General features: G+C 52.1%; 15 protein-coding genes. 5 read left to right on the top strand and 10 right to left on the bottom strand.

Translation table 11 applies throughout. The features are described from left to right. Positions 1 to 139: 139 nt before the first annotated feature. The 4 genes from ACVB80_RS04075 to ACVB80_RS04060 all read right to left on the bottom strand — a co-directional run bounded on the left by ACVB80_RS04075 (position 140) and on the right by ACVB80_RS04060 (position 5,256). A complete protein-coding gene (locus tag ACVB80_RS04075; RefSeq protein WP_481079997.1) occupies positions 140 to 1,627 on the bottom strand; it encodes an HD-GYP domain-containing protein in 1,488 nt (495 codons plus the stop codon). Between the two features lie 167 nt (positions 1,628 to 1,794). Next, complete coding sequence (locus tag ACVB80_RS04070; RefSeq protein WP_481079996.1) at positions 1,795 to 2,025, bottom strand: hypothetical protein; 231 nt, start codon at positions 2,023 to 2,025, stop codon at positions 1,795 to 1,797. A 112-nt stretch (positions 2,026 to 2,137) separates the two neighbouring features. Continuing rightward, positions 2,138 to 3,538 carry an asparagine--tRNA ligase gene (asnS, locus tag ACVB80_RS04065; RefSeq protein WP_481079995.1) on the bottom strand — a complete coding sequence of 467 codons (1,401 nt, stop codon included), beginning with the start codon at positions 3,536 to 3,538 and terminating at the stop codon, positions 2,138 to 2,140. Between the two features lie 98 nt (positions 3,539 to 3,636). Continuing rightward, positions 3,637 to 5,256, bottom strand: coding sequence for a methyl-accepting chemotaxis protein (locus ACVB80_RS04060; RefSeq protein WP_481079994.1), 1,620 nt, complete (start codon positions 5,254 to 5,256; stop codon positions 3,637 to 3,639). Positions 5,257 to 5,545: 289 nt separating this feature from the next. On the opposite strand from ACVB80_RS04060, the gene ACVB80_RS04055 reads away from it, so the two are divergent. Beyond that, on the top strand, positions 5,546 to 6,178 hold the full coding sequence (locus tag ACVB80_RS04055; RefSeq protein WP_481079993.1) for a hypothetical protein: 633 nt from the start codon (positions 5,546 to 5,548) through the stop codon (positions 6,176 to 6,178). Then, positions 6,175 to 7,299, top strand: coding sequence for a hypothetical protein (locus tag ACVB80_RS04050; protein WP_481079992.1), 1,125 nt, complete (start codon positions 6,175 to 6,177; stop codon positions 7,297 to 7,299). Before ACVB80_RS04055 ends, ACVB80_RS04050 begins: the two co-directional genes overlap by 4 nt. 43 nt (positions 7,300 to 7,342) lie before the next feature. On the opposite strand, the gene ACVB80_RS04045 is transcribed toward ACVB80_RS04050, so the two are convergent. From ACVB80_RS04045 to pabB, 6 genes are all read right to left on the bottom strand, one after another. Next, positions 7,343 to 7,819, bottom strand: coding sequence for a GNAT family N-acetyltransferase (locus ACVB80_RS04045; protein WP_481079991.1), 477 nt, complete (start codon positions 7,817 to 7,819; stop codon positions 7,343 to 7,345). A 61-nt stretch (positions 7,820 to 7,880) separates the two neighbouring features. Beyond that, positions 7,881 to 9,242, bottom strand: a complete 1,362-nt coding sequence (locus ACVB80_RS04040; RefSeq protein ID WP_481079990.1) for an L-serine ammonia-lyase — start codon at positions 9,240 to 9,242, stop codon at positions 7,881 to 7,883. Positions 9,243 to 9,319: 77 nt separating this feature from the next. Then, entirely contained in the window at positions 9,320 to 10,573 is a 1,254-nt protein-coding gene (locus tag ACVB80_RS04035; RefSeq protein ID WP_481079989.1) for an aromatic amino acid transport family protein, read from the bottom strand. A 312-nt stretch (positions 10,574 to 10,885) separates the two neighbouring features. Then, entirely contained in the window at positions 10,886 to 11,488 is a 603-nt protein-coding gene (locus tag ACVB80_RS04030) for a CoA pyrophosphatase (protein ID WP_481079988.1), read from the bottom strand. 308 nt (positions 11,489 to 11,796) lie between these two features. Next, entirely contained in the window at positions 11,797 to 13,014 is a 1,218-nt protein-coding gene (locus ACVB80_RS04025) for a GGDEF domain-containing response regulator (protein ID WP_481079987.1), read from the bottom strand. 184 nt (positions 13,015 to 13,198) lie between these two features. Continuing rightward, positions 13,199 to 14,569, bottom strand: coding sequence for an aminodeoxychorismate synthase component I (gene pabB, locus ACVB80_RS04020; RefSeq protein WP_481079986.1), 1,371 nt, complete (start codon positions 14,567 to 14,569; stop codon positions 13,199 to 13,201). Between the two features lie 197 nt (positions 14,570 to 14,766). Between pabB and ACVB80_RS04015 the strand changes: the two genes are divergently transcribed. The 3 genes from ACVB80_RS04015 (at position 14,767) to ACVB80_RS04005 (ending at position 19,012) form a co-directional block, all read left to right on the top strand. After that, positions 14,767 to 16,281 (top strand): fumarate hydratase, encoded by a 1,515-nt coding sequence (locus ACVB80_RS04015; protein ID WP_481079985.1) that lies wholly within the window; start codon positions 14,767 to 14,769, stop codon positions 16,279 to 16,281. Positions 16,282 to 16,619: 338 nt separating this feature from the next. Then, positions 16,620 to 17,993 carry a YcjX family GTP-binding protein gene (locus tag ACVB80_RS04010; protein WP_481079984.1) on the top strand — a complete coding sequence of 458 codons (1,374 nt, stop codon included), beginning with the start codon at positions 16,620 to 16,622 and terminating at the stop codon, positions 17,991 to 17,993. Further along, entirely contained in the window at positions 17,990 to 19,012 is a 1,023-nt protein-coding gene (locus tag ACVB80_RS04005; RefSeq protein WP_481079983.1) for a YcjF family protein, read from the top strand. Before ACVB80_RS04010 ends, ACVB80_RS04005 begins: the two co-directional genes overlap by 4 nt. Positions 19,013 to 19,094 lie beyond the last annotated feature (82 nt).

Genomic DNA, 19,094 nt, shown 5'->3' with positions numbered 1-19,094 from the left:
CACAACAGCAAATAGAAGAAAACTACACATTTAGTTTGTTTGGAAGAGATAAATTGATAAAGGTCATGAAATCCCGGCTGAAAACCACGAAACGGGTCGAAAAATGACAACAAATCGTGGTTTTCTGACATAGGTCGCGTCAGGTTTGCGGTTGCAGCTCAGCCGGGGAGACCGGCTCCTCATGCGCGTCTCTGTAGCGTGCAGCGATGGCAATGAACTCTTTTTCTGTGGCAAGAAACGCCTCGACTACCTGCGGGTCGAAGTGATGCTCCCTGCCTTCCTGGATGATCTGGCGCGCTTCATCGTGACTGAACGCTGGTTTATATACCCGTTTTGAAATAAGCGCATCGTACACGTCGGCCAGTGCCATCAGCCTGCCAGAGAGGGGGATCGCTTCTCCGCTCAGGCCATTTGGATAGCCACTGCCATCCCATTTTTCATGGTGGGTAAGGGAGATCTCTTTCGCAAGCCGCAGAAACGAACTGCTGCCCATTTGCTTTTCCGCGATAGACAGTGCGTCAGCACCTATCTGAGGGTGAGACTTCATCACTTCAAACTCATCACTGGTCAGTTTCCCCGGTTTGAGCAGGACGGCATCGGGGATGCCGACTTTACCTACATCGTGCAATGGTGCGGATTTATACAGCAGGTCGATATAGGCCGGGGTGAGCAGCTCCTGATGTTCAGGTTTTCCGGCGAGATGGCAGGCTAGGGCACGTACATATTCCTGGGTGCGCAGAATATGGGCACCGGTTTCGTTGTCGCGTGATTCTGCCAGCGCGGCCAGGCTGTTAATCGCCACATCCCGGGTTGTACTGATTTCGTTCTGACTCGCCTGCAGGCTGTCGATCATCTGGTTGGTCAGGGCAGCCATTGAGCCCAGTTCATTGTGTTCAAATACCGGCAGCCGGGTATCAATGTCTCCATTGCTTACTTTTACCAGAGACACTTCCTGGCTGAGCAGGACCTGTTTCATCAGTTTGCTCCACAGGGTCAGTATGGCAACGGTATAGGCGCCAAGCACCACTGCGATATACGCAAACTCTTTGATGATGCTGATATTGCCCGTACCATCCAGTACTTTGTCCGGGTTGTGCTCCAGCCAGATAAGGTCTTTATATGCAATGAGTGAGAGCATGACTATCAGGGTTGCGACCAGAAATACAACCAGCTGGATCATCTGTTTCACCAGTGACTGACGCTCACCGCTCAGGCGGGTCAGTATTTGGGGTTGTTTAAGAAGCTCGTCAAACTGGTCGGATTTTGCGGTCAGCTGAAGCAGGATACCGGTAAAAAAGCCAAACAGGGCCATACCGAACACGACTTTCATATTACTGTCGATGGGGAACTGGTACCGGGTATTGTAGAACAGGGCAAGTGGCAGGCTGGCGATGAAAAATGCGAGCGTATCCAGCCTGGCGTGGTTAAAGCTTTGCAGCAAATGGTGATTACGCAGCAGGAAGTGCCTTACGGCAAACAACCCGGTGAAGGTCACCGATACGTGAATAAAAACTTCAGCGACCGTCAGGGATTCCAGCATAGGGCAGACCCGGCCGCCGTATGTCGCAAAAAGCACGCCAGCCAGCAGATAGAGGCTGAACGTCAGGGATGCGTTATACGGTTTCATAGTTGAGCTCATAATAATTATCAGTTGTATTTATTGTTAAGCCAGATTTTATAACTCATAAGACCGGAGCGACAGGTTTTTTCTTCGCTGATGAGCTCAGTTTCAGCAACCCGCCGGAGTTACAGACAAACAAAGCCCGGGGTAACTCCCGGGCTGGTATGTATGGCTTATTTGTCTTTGTCACTAAGGTGTTTGATGATGGCAGCTTCTGCGTGTTCCTGAGTGGCTTTCTCTCCTTCAGGTACATCTATTGGAGCTTTAGGAAAGATCCCCATCGCGTCTTCTGCAACATGCATCCAGTCAGGGTGCCAGTAGTAGGGCTGACCATTGAAGTCCCAGTTATGAACTTCTTCGTATTCACCTTTGTATGCCAGATCGTCAAGTTTGAAGTCTTTCATGTGATGCCTCCTTAGCTCGTACTATAAGTATGGTGCGAAAACAGCGATTTATCCTGTTTTTCAGGCATAAAAAAACCGCCGAATGGCGGTTTTTTATCACACAGCGTGCGCTTTAGAAGTTTGCACTGCGAGGAGTACGTGGGAACGGGATCACGTCACGTACGTTCGCCATACCGGTCACGTAAGAAACCAGACGCTCGAAGCCCAGACCGAAACCAGCGTGTGGCACGGTGCCGTAGCGGCGCAGATCACGGTACCAGTTCATGTGCTCAGGGTCGATACCCATTTCGCGCATACGGGCGTCCAGGATGTCCAGGCGCTCTTCACGCTGAGAACCACCGATGATTTCACCAATGCCCGGTGCCAGAACGTCCATTGCAGCAACAGTCTTGCCATCTTCGTTCATGCGCATGTAGAAAGCTTTGATGTCTTTCGGGTAGTTCTTCACGATTACCGGCGCTTTGAAGTGCTCTTCTGCCAGGTAGCGCTCGTGCTCAGAAGACATGTCGATGCCCCACTCAACAGGGAACTCGAACTCTTTGCCTGAATCCAGCAGGATCTGGATAGCATCGGTGTAATCAACCTGAGCAAAGTCAGAGCTTACAAACTGCTCCAGACGCTCGATAACGGTTTTGTCGATGCGCTGGGCGAAGAACTCAAGGTCATCACGGCGCTCTTCCAGAACCGCTTTGAACACGTACTTCAGCATTTCTTCTGCCAGACCAGCCACGTCATTCAGGTCCGCGAATGCTACTTCCGGCTCAACCATCCAGAACTCCGCCAGGTGACGGCTGGTGTTTGAGTTTTCAGCACGGAAAGTCGGGCCGAAGGTGTAAACCTTGCTCAGGGCACACGCATACGCTTCTGCGTTCAGCTGGCCAGATACAGTCAGGAAGGTTTCCTTACCGAAGAAATCTTCGTTGTAGTCCACATCGCCTTTGTCAGTGCGTGGCAGGTTCTGCATGTCCAGGGTAGAAACGCGGAACATTTCACCGGCGCCTTCACAGTCAGAGGCAGTGATCAGCGGCGCAGATACCCAGATGTAACCCTGCTCGTGGTAGAAGCGGTGGATTGCCTGAGACAGACAGTTACGCACACGTGCTACCGCACCGATTACGTTGGTACGCGGACGCAGGTGAGCCACTTCACGCAGGTACTCGATAGAGTGGCGGGTCTTCGCCATCGGGTAAGTATCTGCATCTTCAACCCAGCCCACAACTTTCACATCAGTTGCAGCCAGTTCGAAATCCTGACCTTTGGCTGGCGATGCAACCACAGTACCGGTGACTTCAACTGAACAACCAGTGGTCAGTTTCAGAACTTCTTCCTGGTAATTATTCAGATTATTAGGGACCACGGCCTGAATCGGGTCGAAACAAGAGCCGTCATAAATGGCAAGGAAAGAGATTCCGGCTTTGGAATCACGACGTGAGCGGATCCAGCCGCGGACAGTTACTTCACTGTCTACCGCGAGCTTACCGCTTAGTACGTCTTTTACAGGCGCGTAAGTCATGTTGTGCTAATTCTCCGTTGAAGTCACAAAATCAACCCGGCCCAGAGAGCCGGGTTAAATAGTTTGAACCTGACAGTTTACCTGTCAAATCATTCGCTTCAACCTTTATTATCGCCTGTGAGGGTAAATTGATTGAGTAATGACTCAAGTTGTTCGGAAAGGTGTTCAAGATATATACAGATCTCACGGGTTTTACCCGCAGAGTAGGAGGTCTGGTCTGCATGTGATGTGATGGTGTTGATTCGCTCACTGATGGAGTCGTTCACCCGGGTCTGCATCTGAACCTGTTCGCGGATGCTGCCAGCGTGCCGGTTTGCCTGGTTCATTTCGTCCACGACACTTGCCAGAGTCTGAGACAGCGTTTCGATGGACTGAGACCGTTCGTGAGCCTCAAGGCAGACGGTGTCTACGGCCTGGAGTGACTGCTGGCTGCCTTGCTGCAGTTTCTCAATGATAGCCTCAATATTGCCCGTGGCATCCTGGGTACTGCTGGCCAGATTGCGGACTTCATCAGCGACTACGGCAAAGCCACGTCCCTGCTCGCCGGCCCGGGCGGCTTCGATGGCCGCATTCAGCGCCAGCAGGTTAGTTTGTTCCGCGATGCCTTTAATCACGGCCAGAATACTGTTGACCTGTTCTGTCTGATCATTGAGCTCACTGATATTGTGTTTCACGTCGTCGATGTCACTGACCAGACCGCGGATATCATCGCTGGCGGTATGGGCGAGTTGCGCTCCGCTGTCAGCGGTATGGGTGGTATGAGTGATCAGCTCAGAGGCATCGTTGGTAGCCTGCTCAATATGGGATTGCTGTTGCTGAAGCTCCTGCATGCTGTTTTTCACATCCGAGGTTTCTTCCAGCTGTTTGTTGGTCGCCTGGTCGGTTTTCAGTGCGACTTCGGTCAGCTCACCCGCTGCCATAGCCAGCGCATGCGACGTTTTCTGAACCTGGTTCATCCCGTCTGATACGGCATCGAGCAGTGAATTGATGTCTTTGGTCAGCCGTCCCACTTCATCTTTACGTTCAACAGGCAGGCGCAGGGTCAGGTCTTTGTTACTCGCGACCTGCTCCATAAAGCGGGAGGTGATTTTCATCGGTTTAACGATGATGCGGCGGATCATCATCAGCGCCAGAACAAAACCGATACCGGCGATGGCCGTCATGATGGCAACAGCGATGATGGTGCGGTGGCTGACCATACGGTTGAGTTTGGTAAGGTCGTATTCCATACGGATCACTCCCAGCACTTCACCTTCTTCTGCCATGTGGCAGGCAATGCAATTGGTGCCGCGATAGTTCTCGCTGGCTTTCATTGGCAGGGCGACCACCAGGCCTTTCCCCCAGTTGCCTGAAAATGGCTCTATGATCGTTTCCCCGTCCAGTGCCCGCTGGTCGATATTGTCCAGTGCTTTCTGGTCATCACCGCCTGGTCCGTATAGCTGATTGACTTTTTGTGCCCGGATCACCCGGACCTGCTCAATGCCATCCTGAGCCAGCGCTTTGTCCCGCAGAGTATTTTTCTGGGTCATAGTGCCGGTCAGCATCATCATGTTGAGGCTGTCGAAATAGTTGCTGGCTTTGTCGTGCAGTTGTTCACTGAGCACAGAATTGAGCAGTTCCCGTTGCTGGTAGTACTGGTAGCCGGTTGAGGTGGTGAGGACCAGGGTAAATACGGCGACCAGGGTGACCAGCAGTTTAGAAGTAATAGATAAAGTCATAATAATCGTTATTTTTTTTCCAGGCTGACAGCTGAATTTTAGTTGATATGATGGAATATTGCTTACTTGTTAAATGTTTGTGTGATACGGGCACGTTTCGCGGTGCGGAAATATGAGCCGGAACAGAAACGCCTTTATCCGTCCGGGAACCATGGACGGGCAGCGGCGGGCGTGGCGGTAACATAAATTTACAGTTCCATGACAAATCATTGTTGATGTGTCTCACAATTGTGAACCGGATAGTGATTGTAACTACCCGTTTAGCCGTTTCTAATGTAAGCACAAAACCATGTATTTCAAATCAAACTATGATAGCAGGGTGCTCCGGGGAAGCCTGATCCTCCTGCTGGTATCGCTGTCCGGGTTCTACCTGTGGGTACTCAGCCTTGCTGCGAGTCCGGATGTTTCCTTTTCATATCAGACTTATTACCTCGAAAAGAAAACTCTCTACTGGGGCGGGAATGATGACCGTTTTGAGCTGCCTGAAGAAGGAATGCTTGATACCCGGGAACGTTTGTCCGCACTTTCCCGTAAAGGGTGGGGCTCCGCAACTGAGCAGGGCAGGCCACTGGACAGCACAGGAGGAGTCTATTTCTCGGTCTCAAATGGTGGTGGTAAACAGCGGATGGTGTTTGAACTTGCCGGGGTTCAGTCAGACAAGACTCCGTTACCCATCGTGACTCTTGATGGTCGCCCCCAGACCGCAGTCACCCAAAAAGACCGGCTGGTGGTCGAACTTGATCTTTCCGGTCCGGACACGCCTCTTCACTACCTTGAGCTGACCCCGGATATGCCGCTGCTGGTGAAAAGCTTTGGCCTGCAGCGTGTCGGTCTGAAAAGCGCTGGCCTGACAAACATTAGTCCGGAAATAATCAGCCAGCAAAGAAAAAGCCAGGAAAGTAAAAGCGGAGTGCAGTCATGAACGATAAGCTGACCCTGAGCCATCAGGAGTGGCGGACCCTGATTTTGGCGGTGTTGCTGAGCCGGGTAGTGCTTTATTTTATCGGCTATGTGATGTCCGGGCAGATGGGTCTGATTGACCCTGCCGAAGTGTCACTGACCGATGCGGCGTGCCGGTTTGACTGTATCTGGTCAACCCGGATCATGGAACACGGCTACGATCCGGTACCGCGTTGGCTGAGTGGACACAATGCGGCTAGCTGGGCATTTATGCCAGTAACGCCACTGCTGGGAACGGTGATGAACCTTTTGACCGGCGACGCCAAACTGGCGCTGATACTGGTTTCTAACATCACTTTTGCCCTTAGCGTGCCGGTACTTCTTTTGGCCCTTAAACAGGCCGGCCTGAAAGAGGATACCCGCCTTACCATGATTTGGCTGGTGTGCTTTTCTCCGTTCACGGTTTATGGCATGGCTGGCTACTCGGAGCCGTTGTTTATCGCTCTGGTGGCGGCTGCATTTTTGTTTGCTGCGCGTCAGCAGTGGCTGTGGGTGGCCCTGTTTGGCATGATTGCCGCAGTCACACGTAATCTGGGTGTGATGCTGGTATTTTCTGTGGTGATCATCGCGTTTGAGCACTACCGCTGGCAGGGAGTCAAAACCCTGCAGACTGGCGTACTTAAAGCCTGGGCTGCAGTGTGGGTGATCCCGCTGGGCTTTTTCTGTTACATGCTTTATCTCTACTGGCTGACCGGTGATGCGCTTGCCTTTGGTCATATACAGATAGCCTGGGGGCGGACCCTGACTCACCCGCTTAACTGGATTGAGTATGGCTTTGAAAAGGGTGGGGTGAAGCTCTACCTGACCCTGATGGCGCTGGCGGGTTTTGCACTCAATGCCTGGCTGGTGGCCCAACGCCGTTATGCTGAAGCGGTGTTTATGTTTATCAACCTCTATCTGCCGTTTTCATCCGGGGTGAACGCCATGCCGCGTTATCTCTTCGGCCTGTATCCGACATATCTGGCGATAGCTCTGCTGGTGGAGCGCTACCCAAGGATCAAAACGCCGCTGCTGTGTTTGTTTGGTCTGGGCTGTACGCTGATCACCATGGGTTTCTTCTCGCGTCAGTTCTTTACGGTGTAACAGGTACAGGAAAGAAAAACCGGGCTCGTTGAGCCCGGTTTTGTTATGGAGCACTGATGCTTTTTCTGAGCACCATGATCTTGTTTGAATCGTCATCATAAAATGACTTCTTAGTGTCCTCAAACCCTGCCGACAGGCAGCAGCGCAGGGCACCCTCGTTCCGTTTGTCCACCAGCATGCAGACAGAGCGGACATCAGGATAGGCAGAGTATATATATAACTCCAGCCGTTTCAGCGCGGCTTTGGCTACGCCCTGGCCCTGATGACTCTGGTCGATAAACAGGTTTTTAATCTCGATTTCGTTGTTGGAGGCAAAGGTGTATTTTTTGCTGAGGCCGAAGTCGAGCGCAAAGAAGCCCAGCATGGTGCCATCTTTTGTGATGGCATAAATGACATCTTCTTTTGAACGGTGCTCATAGAGGTGTTCAAATGTCTCAACAAACTGTTTTTGCTCTTTGGTGACGTTGAGCTCCATCAGCGCTGAGAAGTGTTTTAATTTTGGTTTTTTAAGCGCGATCATAACGGACTGACTTTTACTGACTAATAAAAAAGGGCATGGAATTCCATGCCCTTTAAGTGTATTAGCAGATAACCTTGATTGCCAGACCACCCTGGGAAGTTTCCCGGTACTTGGCATTCATGTCTTTACCTGTCTCCAGCATGGTTTCGATAACCTTATCCAGAGATACACGTGGTGCAGATGCGCGGCGCATTGCCATGCGGGTTGCGTTGATCGCTTTAACAGCAGCAATACCATTACGTTCGATACATGGTACCTGAACCTGGCCTGCTACCGGGTCACAGGTCAGACCCAGGTTGTGTTCCATCGCGATTTCAGCCGCCATACAAACCTGCTCAGGGCTGCCGCCCATCAGTTCTGCAAGACCTGCTGCCGCCATAGAACAGGCAACGCCCACTTCACCCTGACAACCAACTTCTGCGCCAGAGATAGAAGCGTTTTGCTTGTACAGACCACCAACTGCGCCGGAAGCGGCGAAGTAGCGGGTGTACTCTTTCTCTGAAACAGGAGAGATGAACTTATCGTAGTACGCCAGAACAGCAGGGATGATGCCACATGCGCCGTTGGTTGGTGCAGTCACTACGCGGCCACCGGCTGCGTTTTCTTCGTTAACCGCGAATGCGTACATGTTTACCCAGTCAACAACCGTCATTGGGTCGTTGCTCAGGCGCTCACCGGTTTTCAGTTGCTGGTGCAGGGCAGCAGCACGGCGTGGAACGCGCAGAGGACCAGGAAGAACACCTTCCGTGCTGAGGCCACGGTCGATACAGGCAGTCATGGTATCCCAGATAGCCTTAAATTCTTCTTCGATCTTGTTGGTGTCTTTGACTACTTTTTCGTTAGCCATTACCAGCGCGCTGATAGACAGAGCGTTGTCGTTACACAGGTCAACCAGCTCTTTAGCCGAGTTGAACTCGTAAGGAACGATTACTTCGTCGTCAGACTCTTTGCCGAAGTTCTCTTCGTCAACGATGAAACCGCCGCCGATAGAGTAGTAAGTTTTGGTGTGAACCAGCTCTTCACCGGAGAATGCGTGGATCTGCATGCCGTTTTCGTGCAGTTCCAGGTTATCGGTGTGGAAAGTCAGGTCAACATCGTAGTCAAAAGCGGCATCCTGCTTACCGTGAGCCAGTGGCAGAACTTTATTTGCTTTTACGTTATCGATGAAAGCAGGGATACCGTCGATATCCACGCTTTCAGGTAAGTTACCAGCTAAGCCAAGAATAATGGCAATATCCGTATGGTGGCCTTTCCCGGTTAAAGAAAGGGATCCATAAACATCCACTTTAATGTGATTCACGTCATTCAGGCGGCCTTTTTCCATTAGGTCCTGAACGAAAGATTCACCGGCCTTCATTGGCCCTACCGTGTGTGAGCTCGAAGGCCCAATCCCGATTTTATAGATGTCAAATACGCTGATCATATTTATTTTTTTTACCTGGTAGCAAGCCCCCGGGGAGTCGGGGGCTTAGTCAGAAGTGAATTCGTAAGATTACGAACTTACAGAGCGCCGTAGATTACAGAACTAATTGACGCAAGGCCACAAATTGCTGTGAAAACCTGTACAAACGCTGAAGTTTTGTACTTAGCCATTGCAGGTACTTTCTGCATAGCAAATACAGGCATCAGGAACAGGATTGCAGCAATCATTGGTGCACCCATGGTCTCGATCATGCCCAGGATTGATGGGTTAACAATCGCAACAATCCAGGTGGTTACCACGATGAAGATCAGAGACATTTTCTCGATGCTCTTAACAGGAGAAGAAGAGCGTGACTTGATCAGGCCAACCAGACCTTCGTGTGCACCCAGGAAGTGACCGAAGTAGCTTGAAGTGATTGCTGCGAAAGCAACTACAGGACCAAGAATCGAGATTAGCGGAGACTCGTGTACGTTCGCCAGGTAAGACAGAACGCTGATGTTTTGCTCTTGTGCCATTGCCAGCTGCTCAGGAGACAGAGACAGTACAACAGAGAATACGAAGAACATAACGAAGCCCATCAGCATCATAGATGCGCCGCCGGTGATCATGTCAGTTTTCTTAACTGCGTTTTCACCGTACTTCAGACGCTGCTCTTTGGTGAACTGGCTGATGATTGGGCTGTGGTTGAACGAGAATACGATGATTGGGATTGCCAGCCAGATAACAGAAGGCATTGTGCTCCAGTCTGGGGCAACTTCCATCATAGAAGTGTTCCAGTCAGGGATCAGGTAGAAAGACAGAGCCAGCAGGATGAATACCAGAGGGTAAACCATCGCAGAGGTCGCTTTCAGCATCAGCTCTTTACCGAATACTACACCTGCAGTCATTGCAGTGATAAGTACACCAGACAGCAGCCAGCGTGGCATTGAAGCAAAGCCCAGCTGGTTAACCATGAAAGAGTCAACTGTGTTGGTGATACCTACACCGTAAATAAGAACGATAGGGTAGATGGCAAAGAAGTAAGCAAAAGTGATGATGTTAGCACCAGTCTTACCGAAGTGCTCTTCTACAGTGTCGGTGATGTCAGCGTCGTTTTTAGAAGCAGACAGAACGAAACGGGCAAGGCCTTTGTGAGCGAACCAGGTCATTGGTGCTGCAAGAAGCGCAAGCATTACCAGTGGCCAGAAGCCGCCAGCACCCGCTTTAATTGGAAGGAAAAGCACGCCGGCACCAACTGCAGTACCAAACAGTGAAAGAGCCCAGGTAAAGTCTTTGTAGGTCCAGCCTGATTTGGATGCTGAGGCGCGATCCGTAACAATTGTTGATTGCATAGTTAATTACTCGTGAAATTTATTGGGAACAGGAATTTCAGGCGGTATTCTCTCTGTTTTTGATAGGAAAGTCAGGATCAGGATCAATAAATACTACCGCATCGAAGATTAATCAGCATAAACGGGATATATATCACGAAAATCACGTGCCACACATAAGTGAAATTAGTGCCACGCATTAGATTATCTAATGCTGTAAATGATGTGTTACATGGCTGTGAGGTGGTTGTGGGCCTTTTACAGTAAGGGCTCTAAACTTTTTGTGAATCTCTTTGAATATCGTGAAATCCACAATGCGATAACATTTTATTGTTAATCGTTTGCGTGGATTTGGTTGGTAATTTGTAGTTGCAAAGCGTGGATGATTTGAGCTGTAACTCCCCAGATTAAATGTTTGCCATATGGCACGGCAAAAACGTTATGCAACACATTTTTGTATGGGAAATGCAACGAGTGGATATTCAAAGGGTTAAGTAAAAATCCGACCGGTACTTCAAATGCACTTTCCACTTCGTTGTGATCCAGAGTGAGGGCGTAGTCCGGGTCAATCAGCCCCAGTACCGGCGTGACTTCAAACTGACTTACTGTGTTGAGTGGCGGCAGCTGGCCCAATGGCCGTATCTTGTCAGAACAAAGACCTATCTCTTCCCAGGCCTCCCTGATGGCGGCGGCATAAAGTGAGTCATCTTCTTTTTCAAGCTTACCTCCCGGAAAGCTCACCTGGCCCGGGTGATGCTTCAGATGTGAAGCCCGTTTTGTCAGGATCACCTGAAGTCCCTGCGGTCTCTCGACTAGACCGATAAGGACGGCGGCGGGACGAAAGGTCCGGTTTTCATGCTGTCTGACCAGTTCCGGCTCCTGTGCAGCTACTGTTTTTTGCAGAAGAAAGTGGCGTAAAAAGCTCTGTTTATCCATATTAGTCCTTGTTTGTATATCTGCAGGATATTGATTGTGCTCATTTGATGGGTGGGGGTTATTTGCCCTTTTAGTTAAGATTAGCAAACTGGCCTGTGACGGGTAAAACCCACTTTCTGTCAAATGCCGGTGATTAGTGTGGGGCTGACAAATAAGCCTGGTGAATGTGTGTTTGCCGGCATCTCGTTAGTACTCAGTGACCGCTGATAATCATCGGTGTCCCTCAAAAATAATGTCCCGAAGCTGGTCAGAAGGGCTGGTGAAGTATTTCTGCTGTTTATAGATGATGGCTCACGCCCGGATAACAGTCAGGCATTGACCGGGGCGGGCAGTTTCCGGTGAGCTTCGTTCAGGCATGCTTCAGCGTTTTTCTGATCGCAGACTTCTATCCAGCCCATACTCACCTGGAGCGGCAAAGCATTGTTTCCGGTATCGGCGGGGCTTTTGTGTGCTGCTTCGAGCAGACGGCTTATACGCCGACGTACTTCCCCGGTTCCTTCGCAGCTGAGCAGGACGGCAAATTCGCTGGCGTGGAGCCGGGCCGGGTCATACTGGCCAAACTCTGTTTCCAGCAGATGGGCGAAATGGATGAGCATCTTGTCTGCGGCTTCAAATCCGTGCTGCTGATTGACTGACTCCATATTGTCGATATGAAAAACGACCAGGGCGCAGTAACTCTGGCCGGCCTCTCCCTGTTCGAGACGTTTGTCGATTCTTTTTATCAGCTCCTTTCGAACCGGCAACTGGGTGAGCATATCGTGGGTGGAGTCGCGTCTCAGGAGCTCTATCAGCTGAAGGTTCTCGATATTGCGGAAAATCCGGCAATAGAATTCTTCCGGGCAAAACGGCTTGTGCATGTAGTCATCGGCACCACTCTTGATAAAGCGGGCAGACTGATATGGATGTTCCAGTGCCGAGTAGCCAATAACGATTAGCTCCCTGTCTGAGAAAAAACGCCGCAGGGACTGAGTGAGCTCAATCCCTGACATACCCGGCATATCGTAGTCAGTGATCACCAGTTTGATTTCCGGGTGATCTTTGACCATCCGCAGTGCTTTCTTTCCGTCGCTGGTAGGGTGGACAGTGAAATTACGCCGCTCCAGCAGGTTGGCCACATAGCTGCGTACCGACAATGAGTCATCCACCACCGCGACGCCAATTTTGTGGTTGTGCAACTGGCCCAGCAGTACCCGCTGCAGATAGTGGTAGGTTTGGGCGTTCTCTTTGGTGATATAGTCGACGATAGGCAGGTTAAGCAGCTCTGAGTGGAGTTTGTTGTTGATCCGTCCGGTGACCACGATCGACGGGATGTCATGATTGAGTATGTAGCCAATCGCCTGGCCTTCGTAAGCATCAGGCAGACAGTAGTCGATGGTGGCAATAAAAAAGTCGCGTTTTTTCGCCAGGACCTGTTTTACTTCTTTCAGTGAGTGCGCGACCGTGACTTTGTAACCAACGGATGTGCCAATTTGTTCGATAACCCGGGCGATGGAGGGGTTGTCTTCTACCACCAGCATGTCTTTCATAACGGACCCTGTTCTGTTCAACTGACTGCCTGGCGATTTGCTTCTCCGGGCGGGAAGTGCTCTTTTCTTAATGTTGTCAGTTAACTATAGAACATGCTGTTCACTAATGAGGGCAGGAGGGTGGATTGAACGCACAAAAAAGGAGCATTGCGCTCCTTTTGTGATCTTATATCAACAATATGAATTATGAGTTCAGGACCGGAAGTATCCGGCTCAGTTTATCCAGGGTTTCCTGATACTCAGCACCGGCTTCGCTGTCGGCTACCAGACCGCCGCCCGCCCAGGCACAGATACGCTGGTTGTCAGTGATCAGGGTGCGGATAGTGATGCTGGAGTCCATCTGACCGCAGCGGCTGATATAGCCGATGCTGCCGCAATAGGCGCTGCGGCGGTGAGGTTCCAGCTCTTCGATGATTTCCATCGCCCGTACTTTTGGCGCGCCGGTGATTGAACCACCTGGGAAACAGGCCCGCAGCAGGTCGGTGGCGTTGTACTGCGCATCCAGTTTGGCCCGGATGGTACTTACCAGGTGGTGTACCGCAGGAAAGCTTTCCACTTCAAACAGGTGCGGCACATGCACGCTGCCTGGCGTGGCGACCCGGCCAATATCGTTGCGCAGCAGATCGACGATCATCAGGTTTTCGGCCTGATCTTTCTCTGTGTTAGTCAGGTCGCGGGCCAGGGCCGCATCGCGCTCAGGGTTGGACAGATCTCTCGGACGGGTACCTTTAATTGGCTTGGTTTCGACATCACGCCCACGAAGCTCCAGGAATCGCTCCGGTGAGACGCTCAGAATGACGTTGTTTTCAGTGCGGATAAACGCAGAAAACGGTGCGCCGTTTGCCTGTTCCAGTTTCTCATAAGCCAGCCATTCACTGCCCCGGTATCCGGCGCTGAAGCGCTGGGCCAGGTTGATCTGGTAACAGTCACCGGACTTGAGGTACTCCTGAACCTGGTTAAAACGGCGGGTGTAACTGGTTTTGTCCATGTTGGACTGCCACTCACCGGTCAGGGAAAACGCTTTACGCTCAGGGGCTCTCTGGCTGACAAGCCATTGATAGTGTTCCTTAGCGTTAACACCTGCCACGCAGGCAGTGCGTTCTTTGTGATCCACCACCAGTGCCCACTCATACAGGCCAACGGCCATGTCCGGCGCGTCAATATCTCGCTTAGCTATTTCTGGCAGGGTTTCCACACGACGTCCCAGGTCGTAGCTGAAATAGCCCAGCGCACCACCAATAAAAGGCAGTTCGCCGATTTGTTCCAGCCCGGGAAGCAGTTGCTGTTGCCACTCATTGAGCACGGCGAATGGATCCTGGTTTGTGGTATGCGTTTCGCCCTCATGGTGAATGCAGGTCTGCTCCCCAACGGTCACCAGAGTGGCCAGCGGATGGGCTACCAGAACGTCAAAACGGTTATCCGGGTGCTGCGGCGATGCTGAGCGAAGCAGCATAGACCATGGCTCAGCCTCGATGGCGGAGAACAGGCGACTGGCCAGATCAGGTTGGTAATCGATTGGAATATGAGAAATTTTTTGCACTGCGATGTCGTTCATTTGCTTAATTTGTGACGAAGAGGGTAATGCGTGCATAGCGCATGATGGCGAGCAAGAGTATCATAATTTGAAACAAAAAGGGCGACGCCGGAAAATGGTTGTTATTCAGCCTGTTCCGCAGAGCCTGACAAGCTGTGAATCCTGAAATGTGAAACAGTTTCCTTACACATGGAAGCAGAAATAATACAGAGGCACGTATGACCGTCATTCGTAAGCAAGACCTCATCAGCAGTGTTGCTGATGCCCTTCAGTACATCTCTTATTATCATCCCCTCGATTTTGTGCAGGCACTGAACAAAGCGTATGAGAAAGAGCAAAGCCAGGCGGCGAAAGATGCCATCGCGCAGATCCTGATCAACTCCAGAATGTCGGCAGAAGGCCACCGTCCGATTTGTCAGGACACTGGCATCGTGACCTGTTTTGTGAAAATCGGTATGCAGGTTCAGTGGGAAAGTGACCTGACCGTTCAGCAGATGATTGATGAAGGCGTAAGACAGGCATACACCAATCCGGATAATCCGCTGCGTGCATCTGTGCTTGAAGACCCGGCCGGTGCGCGTAAAAACACCCGCGACAACACACCGGCGGTCGTGCACGTCGAAATGGTGCCGGGCGATAAAGTAGAAGTGCAGATCGCGGCCAAAGGCGGCGGCTCTGAAAACAAAACCAAGATGGTGATGCTCAACCCGTCTGACGATATCGCAGACTGGGTAGAGAAAACCGTTCCCCTGATGGGCGCGGGCTGGTGTCCTCCGGGTATGCTGGGTATTGGTATCGGCGGCACCGCAGAAAAAGCTGCGGTACTGGCCAAAGAAGCCCTGATGGAGCACATCGACATTCACGAGCTGCAGGAGCGCGGCCCGCAAAACGCTGAAGAAGAGCTGCGCCTGGATGTATATAATCGCGTCAATCGCCTCGGCATTGGTGCTCAGGGCCTTGGCGGCATGACCACAGTGGTGGACGTGAAGATCAAGACCGCGCCAACTCACGCGGCTTCCAAGCCGGTATGCATGATCCCGAACTGTGCGGCGACCCGTCACGTTCACTTCACCCTGGACGGCAATGGTCCGGCAGAGCTGACACCACCGAAGCTGGAAGACTGGCCGGAGATCACCTGGGAAGCCGGCGATAGCACCCGCCGCGTGAATCTCGATACTGTAACGCCGGAAGAAGCGCAGAGCTGGAAAACCGGTGAAACCCTGCTGCTGTCAGGCAAGATCCTGACCGGCCGTGATGCCGCGCATAAACGTATTCAGGAAATGCTCAACAATGGCGAAGGTCTGCCAGAAGGCGTGGACCTGAAAGGCAAGTTTATCTACTACGTTGGCCCGGTAGATGCAGTGGGCGATGAAGTAGTAGGCCCGGCAGGTCCGACAACGTCTACCCGTATGGACAAGTTTACCGACATGATGCTCGAAGAGACCGGCATCATGGGCATGATTGGTAAAGCTGAGCGTGGCGCAGCGACGATTGAATCAATCAAGAAGCACAAGTCGGTCTACCTGATGGCCGTCGGCGGCGCAGCTTACCTGGTAGCGAAAGCGATCAAGAAAGCACGCGTAGTGGCGTTTGAAGAACTGGGCATGGAAGCAATCTACGAATTTGAAGTCGAGGATATGCCAGTGACCGTAGCGGTAGATTCCCGCGGTGCCAACGCCCACCAGATCGGCCCGGACACCTGGAAGGTGAAAATCGCCGAGATGGATGATTAATCCGGCTTTAAAGTACCAGGCGCAGTATTATGCTGCGCCTTTTTTGATCCTGTTCATCTGGTGTTAAGGGTTGATTTTGCACACTATGGAGCAGATGTTGTTAGAAGGCGCTAGGCACTAGGTTCTGGGCCTTGGGGGAGTTCGCAATACGTGATGTGGGCAGCTGAAGCTATCGTGTGACAGTAAGGCCTGAGCATGAAACCGTGCTTGCAGAGCCCAGAGCCCAGAGCCCAGAGCCCAGAGCCCAGAGCCCAGAGCCCAGAGCCCAGAGCCCAGAGCCCAGAGCCCAGAGCCCAGAGCCCAGAGCCCAGAGCCCAGACCCCTTTTCGGAGAACTAAATGCATAAAATAACCCAGGAAGTCAGTGATTTTGTTAACCGGGGGATGGACCGTCATCTGAAGCTGGCGGTGACCGGGCTTTCCCGGGCGGGGAAGACGGCGTTTATCTCCTCTTTAGTGAATCAGCTGCTCTACACCTCGACTCATGACAGCCTGCCTATGCTGCGGGCCTGTGGTGAGGGGCGTCTTATCGGGGCCAAGCGTGAGCCTCAGACCAACCTGTTAGTGCCACGCTTTGGTTATGACGAAGCGCTGGCTGCACTGGCGTCTGAGCCACCTCAGTGGCCGGAGCCGACCCGGGACGTGAGTGAAATTCGTCTGGCGATCAAATACCGCCCTCAGGGTGGCCTGATGAAATACCTCACTCAGACCGCGACCCTCTATCTGGATATTGTCGATTACCCTGGAGAGTGGCTTCTGGATCTGCCGCTGCTGGATATGGACTTTGATCAGTGGAGTCAGAGTCAGTTTGAGGCGATGAAAGGTCGCCGAAAAGAACTGGCCGGACCGTGGCTTGAAGCACTGGAAACGTTTGATCCTAAAGCGGAAGCCTGTGAAAGCCTGCTCGCCGGAATTTCTGCGCTTTACACTGATTATCTGCACCAGTGTAAAGACGCAGGACTGCACTGGGTACAGCCCGGGCGCTTTGTCCTGCCTGGTGAGCTCGAAGGCGCGCCGGTGCTGCAGTTTTTCCCGTTGCCGGATACGGTGGAAGAGGTGGGTAAGCACAGCCACTACGCTATGCTGAGCGCCCGTTTTGAAGAGTACAAAAGCAAGGTAGTGAAGCGTTTTTACCGCGAACACTTCTCGACGTTTGACCGTCAGATCGTGCTGGTGGACTGTTTGTCACCACTTAATGCGGGCGCGGATTCCTTTGCGGATATGCAGGGCGCGATAGAGCAGTTGCTGAAGAGTTTTAAATATGGTCGCAGCAACCTGTTTAACCGGCTGTTCTCGGCCAAAATCGACAAAGTATTGTTTGCCGCGACCAAGGCCGACCATGTTACGCCGGATCAGCACCACAATCTGGTTTCTCTGCTTAAACAGATGATCCACCCGGCGTGGCAGCACGCCGCGTATGAAAACATAGAAATGAACTGCCTGAGCATTGCCTCCATCAAAGCGACCGAAGCGGGCTATGTGGCGTCTTCTTCCGGCAATCAGGCGGCCATTCAGGGCATCACCGAAACCGGACAGCCGATGACGCTGTTCCCGGGTGAGGTACCGTCCCGCCTGCCATCGGCGCAATACTGGCAAAGTAATGGTTTTGATTTCCAGAGCTTTATTCCATTGCCTCACGAGACCAATACCCCGTGCAGTCATATCCGGCTGGATAAGGCGCTGCAATTTCTGATCGGAGACAAGCTGTCATGAGTGATTTCAAAACCAAACAGGTCTTTGACCAGCCGCTGAAAGACGAAGCGGACTCTCCGGAGCTGACCAGTCAGATGCAGTTTGGCGAAAAGCAGACCTTTGTCCCGTCGGTTGCCGAAGAAGAGAATCCGATTGAAAACGTGGTAGAGCAGTCAGTGAAACCCAAAGGTCGCTCTGGCCTGTGGGCCGCGGCCATCGGCGGTAGTTTCTTTGGCCTGCTTGGCTGGCAGGCAGTGGATAACATCATTACCGCTTTTCAGGCCGGGGACTGGCTCAGCCTGGGTTGGGGCGGCTTTATTGGTGGTCTTGCCGGAATGGGTGTGGCAGCGTTAGGACGTGAGTTCTGGCGGCTGAAAAAGCTCAAGCGGCGCTTCTCGACCCAGGAGCAGGCACTGGCGCTGATGGAGTCGGATCAGATCGGTAAAGCGCGGCCGTTTTGCCAGAATCTGGCGAAGCAGAGCGGAATAACAGAAGAGCACACCGGCTATGAACGCTGGGTCAACGCGATTGACGCTACCCACAGTGATCACGACGTACTGGATATGTACGACAGCTTTGTACTTCAGAGCCTGGATAAGAAGAGCAAGCAGATGATCGCCAAATCGGCCGGTGAGTCGGCACTGCTGGTAGCAGTCAGTCCGCTGGCGGTGGCCGACATGCTGCTGGTGGCCTGGCGCAACCTGAAACTGGTCAACGATCTTGCCCGCCTGTACGGAGTAGAACTGGGTTACTGGTCCCGTATCCGTCTGCTTAAGCTGGTGTTCGTCAACATGGCGGCAGCCGGGGCGAGTGAACTGGTGGCGGACGCCGGCATGGATCTGTTGTCGATGGATCTGGCCGGTAAGCTTTCTACCCGCGCGGCCCAGGGGCTGGGTGTTGGCCTGCTGACAGCGAGGCTTGGCCTTAAAGCACTGCAACTTCTGCGGCCGGTTCCGTGGCAGAAAGACAATCAGATAAAGCTGGGTGAGATACGCCGCTCGATTTTACAACAGCTCAAACTGCCGAAAAACGACGGATAAATGTGCACACGGCATTGATTTAAAGCCGGATTTCTTGACTGGTAACCCGGCTTGTCTCAGACTTAGTGTCAACTTTTTCTGA

It is taken from the genome of Vibrio sp. 9-16B-A1, from assembly GCF_056726165.1.
This window is presented reverse-complemented; position numbering and strand designations above follow the sequence as displayed.

What these genes read in the sequence shown, in the direction of transcription:
- ACVB80_RS04075 (WP_481079997.1), bottom strand. Translation starts at nt 1,627, where the DNA reads ATGAAACCGTATAACGCATCCCTGACGTTCAGCCTCTATCTGCTGGCT.
- ACVB80_RS04030 (WP_481079988.1), bottom strand. Translation starts at nt 11,488, where the DNA reads ATGGATAAACAGAGCTTTTTACGCCACTTTCTTCTGCAAAAAACAGTA.
- pabB (WP_481079986.1), bottom strand. Translation starts at nt 14,569, where the DNA reads ATGAACGACATCGCAGTGCAAAAAATTTCTCATATTCCAATCGATTAC.
- ACVB80_RS04040 (WP_481079990.1), bottom strand. Translation starts at nt 9,242, where the DNA reads ATGATCAGCGTATTTGACATCTATAAAATCGGGATTGGGCCTTCGAGC.
- ACVB80_RS04070 (WP_481079996.1), bottom strand. Translation starts at nt 2,025, where the DNA reads ATGAAAGACTTCAAACTTGACGATCTGGCATACAAAGGTGAATACGAA.
- asnS (WP_481079995.1), bottom strand. Translation starts at nt 3,538, where the DNA reads ATGACTTACGCGCCTGTAAAAGACGTACTAAGCGGTAAGCTCGCGGTA.
- ACVB80_RS04055 (WP_481079993.1), top strand. Translation starts at nt 5,546, where the DNA reads ATGTATTTCAAATCAAACTATGATAGCAGGGTGCTCCGGGGAAGCCTG.
- ACVB80_RS04010 (WP_481079984.1), top strand. Translation starts at nt 16,620, where the DNA reads ATGCATAAAATAACCCAGGAAGTCAGTGATTTTGTTAACCGGGGGATG.
- ACVB80_RS04050 (WP_481079992.1), top strand. Translation starts at nt 6,175, where the DNA reads ATGAACGATAAGCTGACCCTGAGCCATCAGGAGTGGCGGACCCTGATT.
- ACVB80_RS04060 (WP_481079994.1), bottom strand. Translation starts at nt 5,256, where the DNA reads ATGACTTTATCTATTACTTCTAAACTGCTGGTCACCCTGGTCGCCGTA.
- ACVB80_RS04025 (WP_481079987.1), bottom strand. Translation starts at nt 13,014, where the DNA reads ATGAAAGACATGCTGGTGGTAGAAGACAACCCCTCCATCGCCCGGGTT.
- ACVB80_RS04005 (WP_481079983.1), top strand. Translation starts at nt 17,990, where the DNA reads ATGAGTGATTTCAAAACCAAACAGGTCTTTGACCAGCCGCTGAAAGAC.
- ACVB80_RS04045 (WP_481079991.1), bottom strand. Translation starts at nt 7,819, where the DNA reads ATGATCGCGCTTAAAAAACCAAAATTAAAACACTTCTCAGCGCTGATG.
- ACVB80_RS04015 (WP_481079985.1), top strand. Translation starts at nt 14,767, where the DNA reads ATGACCGTCATTCGTAAGCAAGACCTCATCAGCAGTGTTGCTGATGCC.
- ACVB80_RS04035 (WP_481079989.1), bottom strand. Translation starts at nt 10,573, where the DNA reads ATGCAATCAACAATTGTTACGGATCGCGCCTCAGCATCCAAATCAGGC.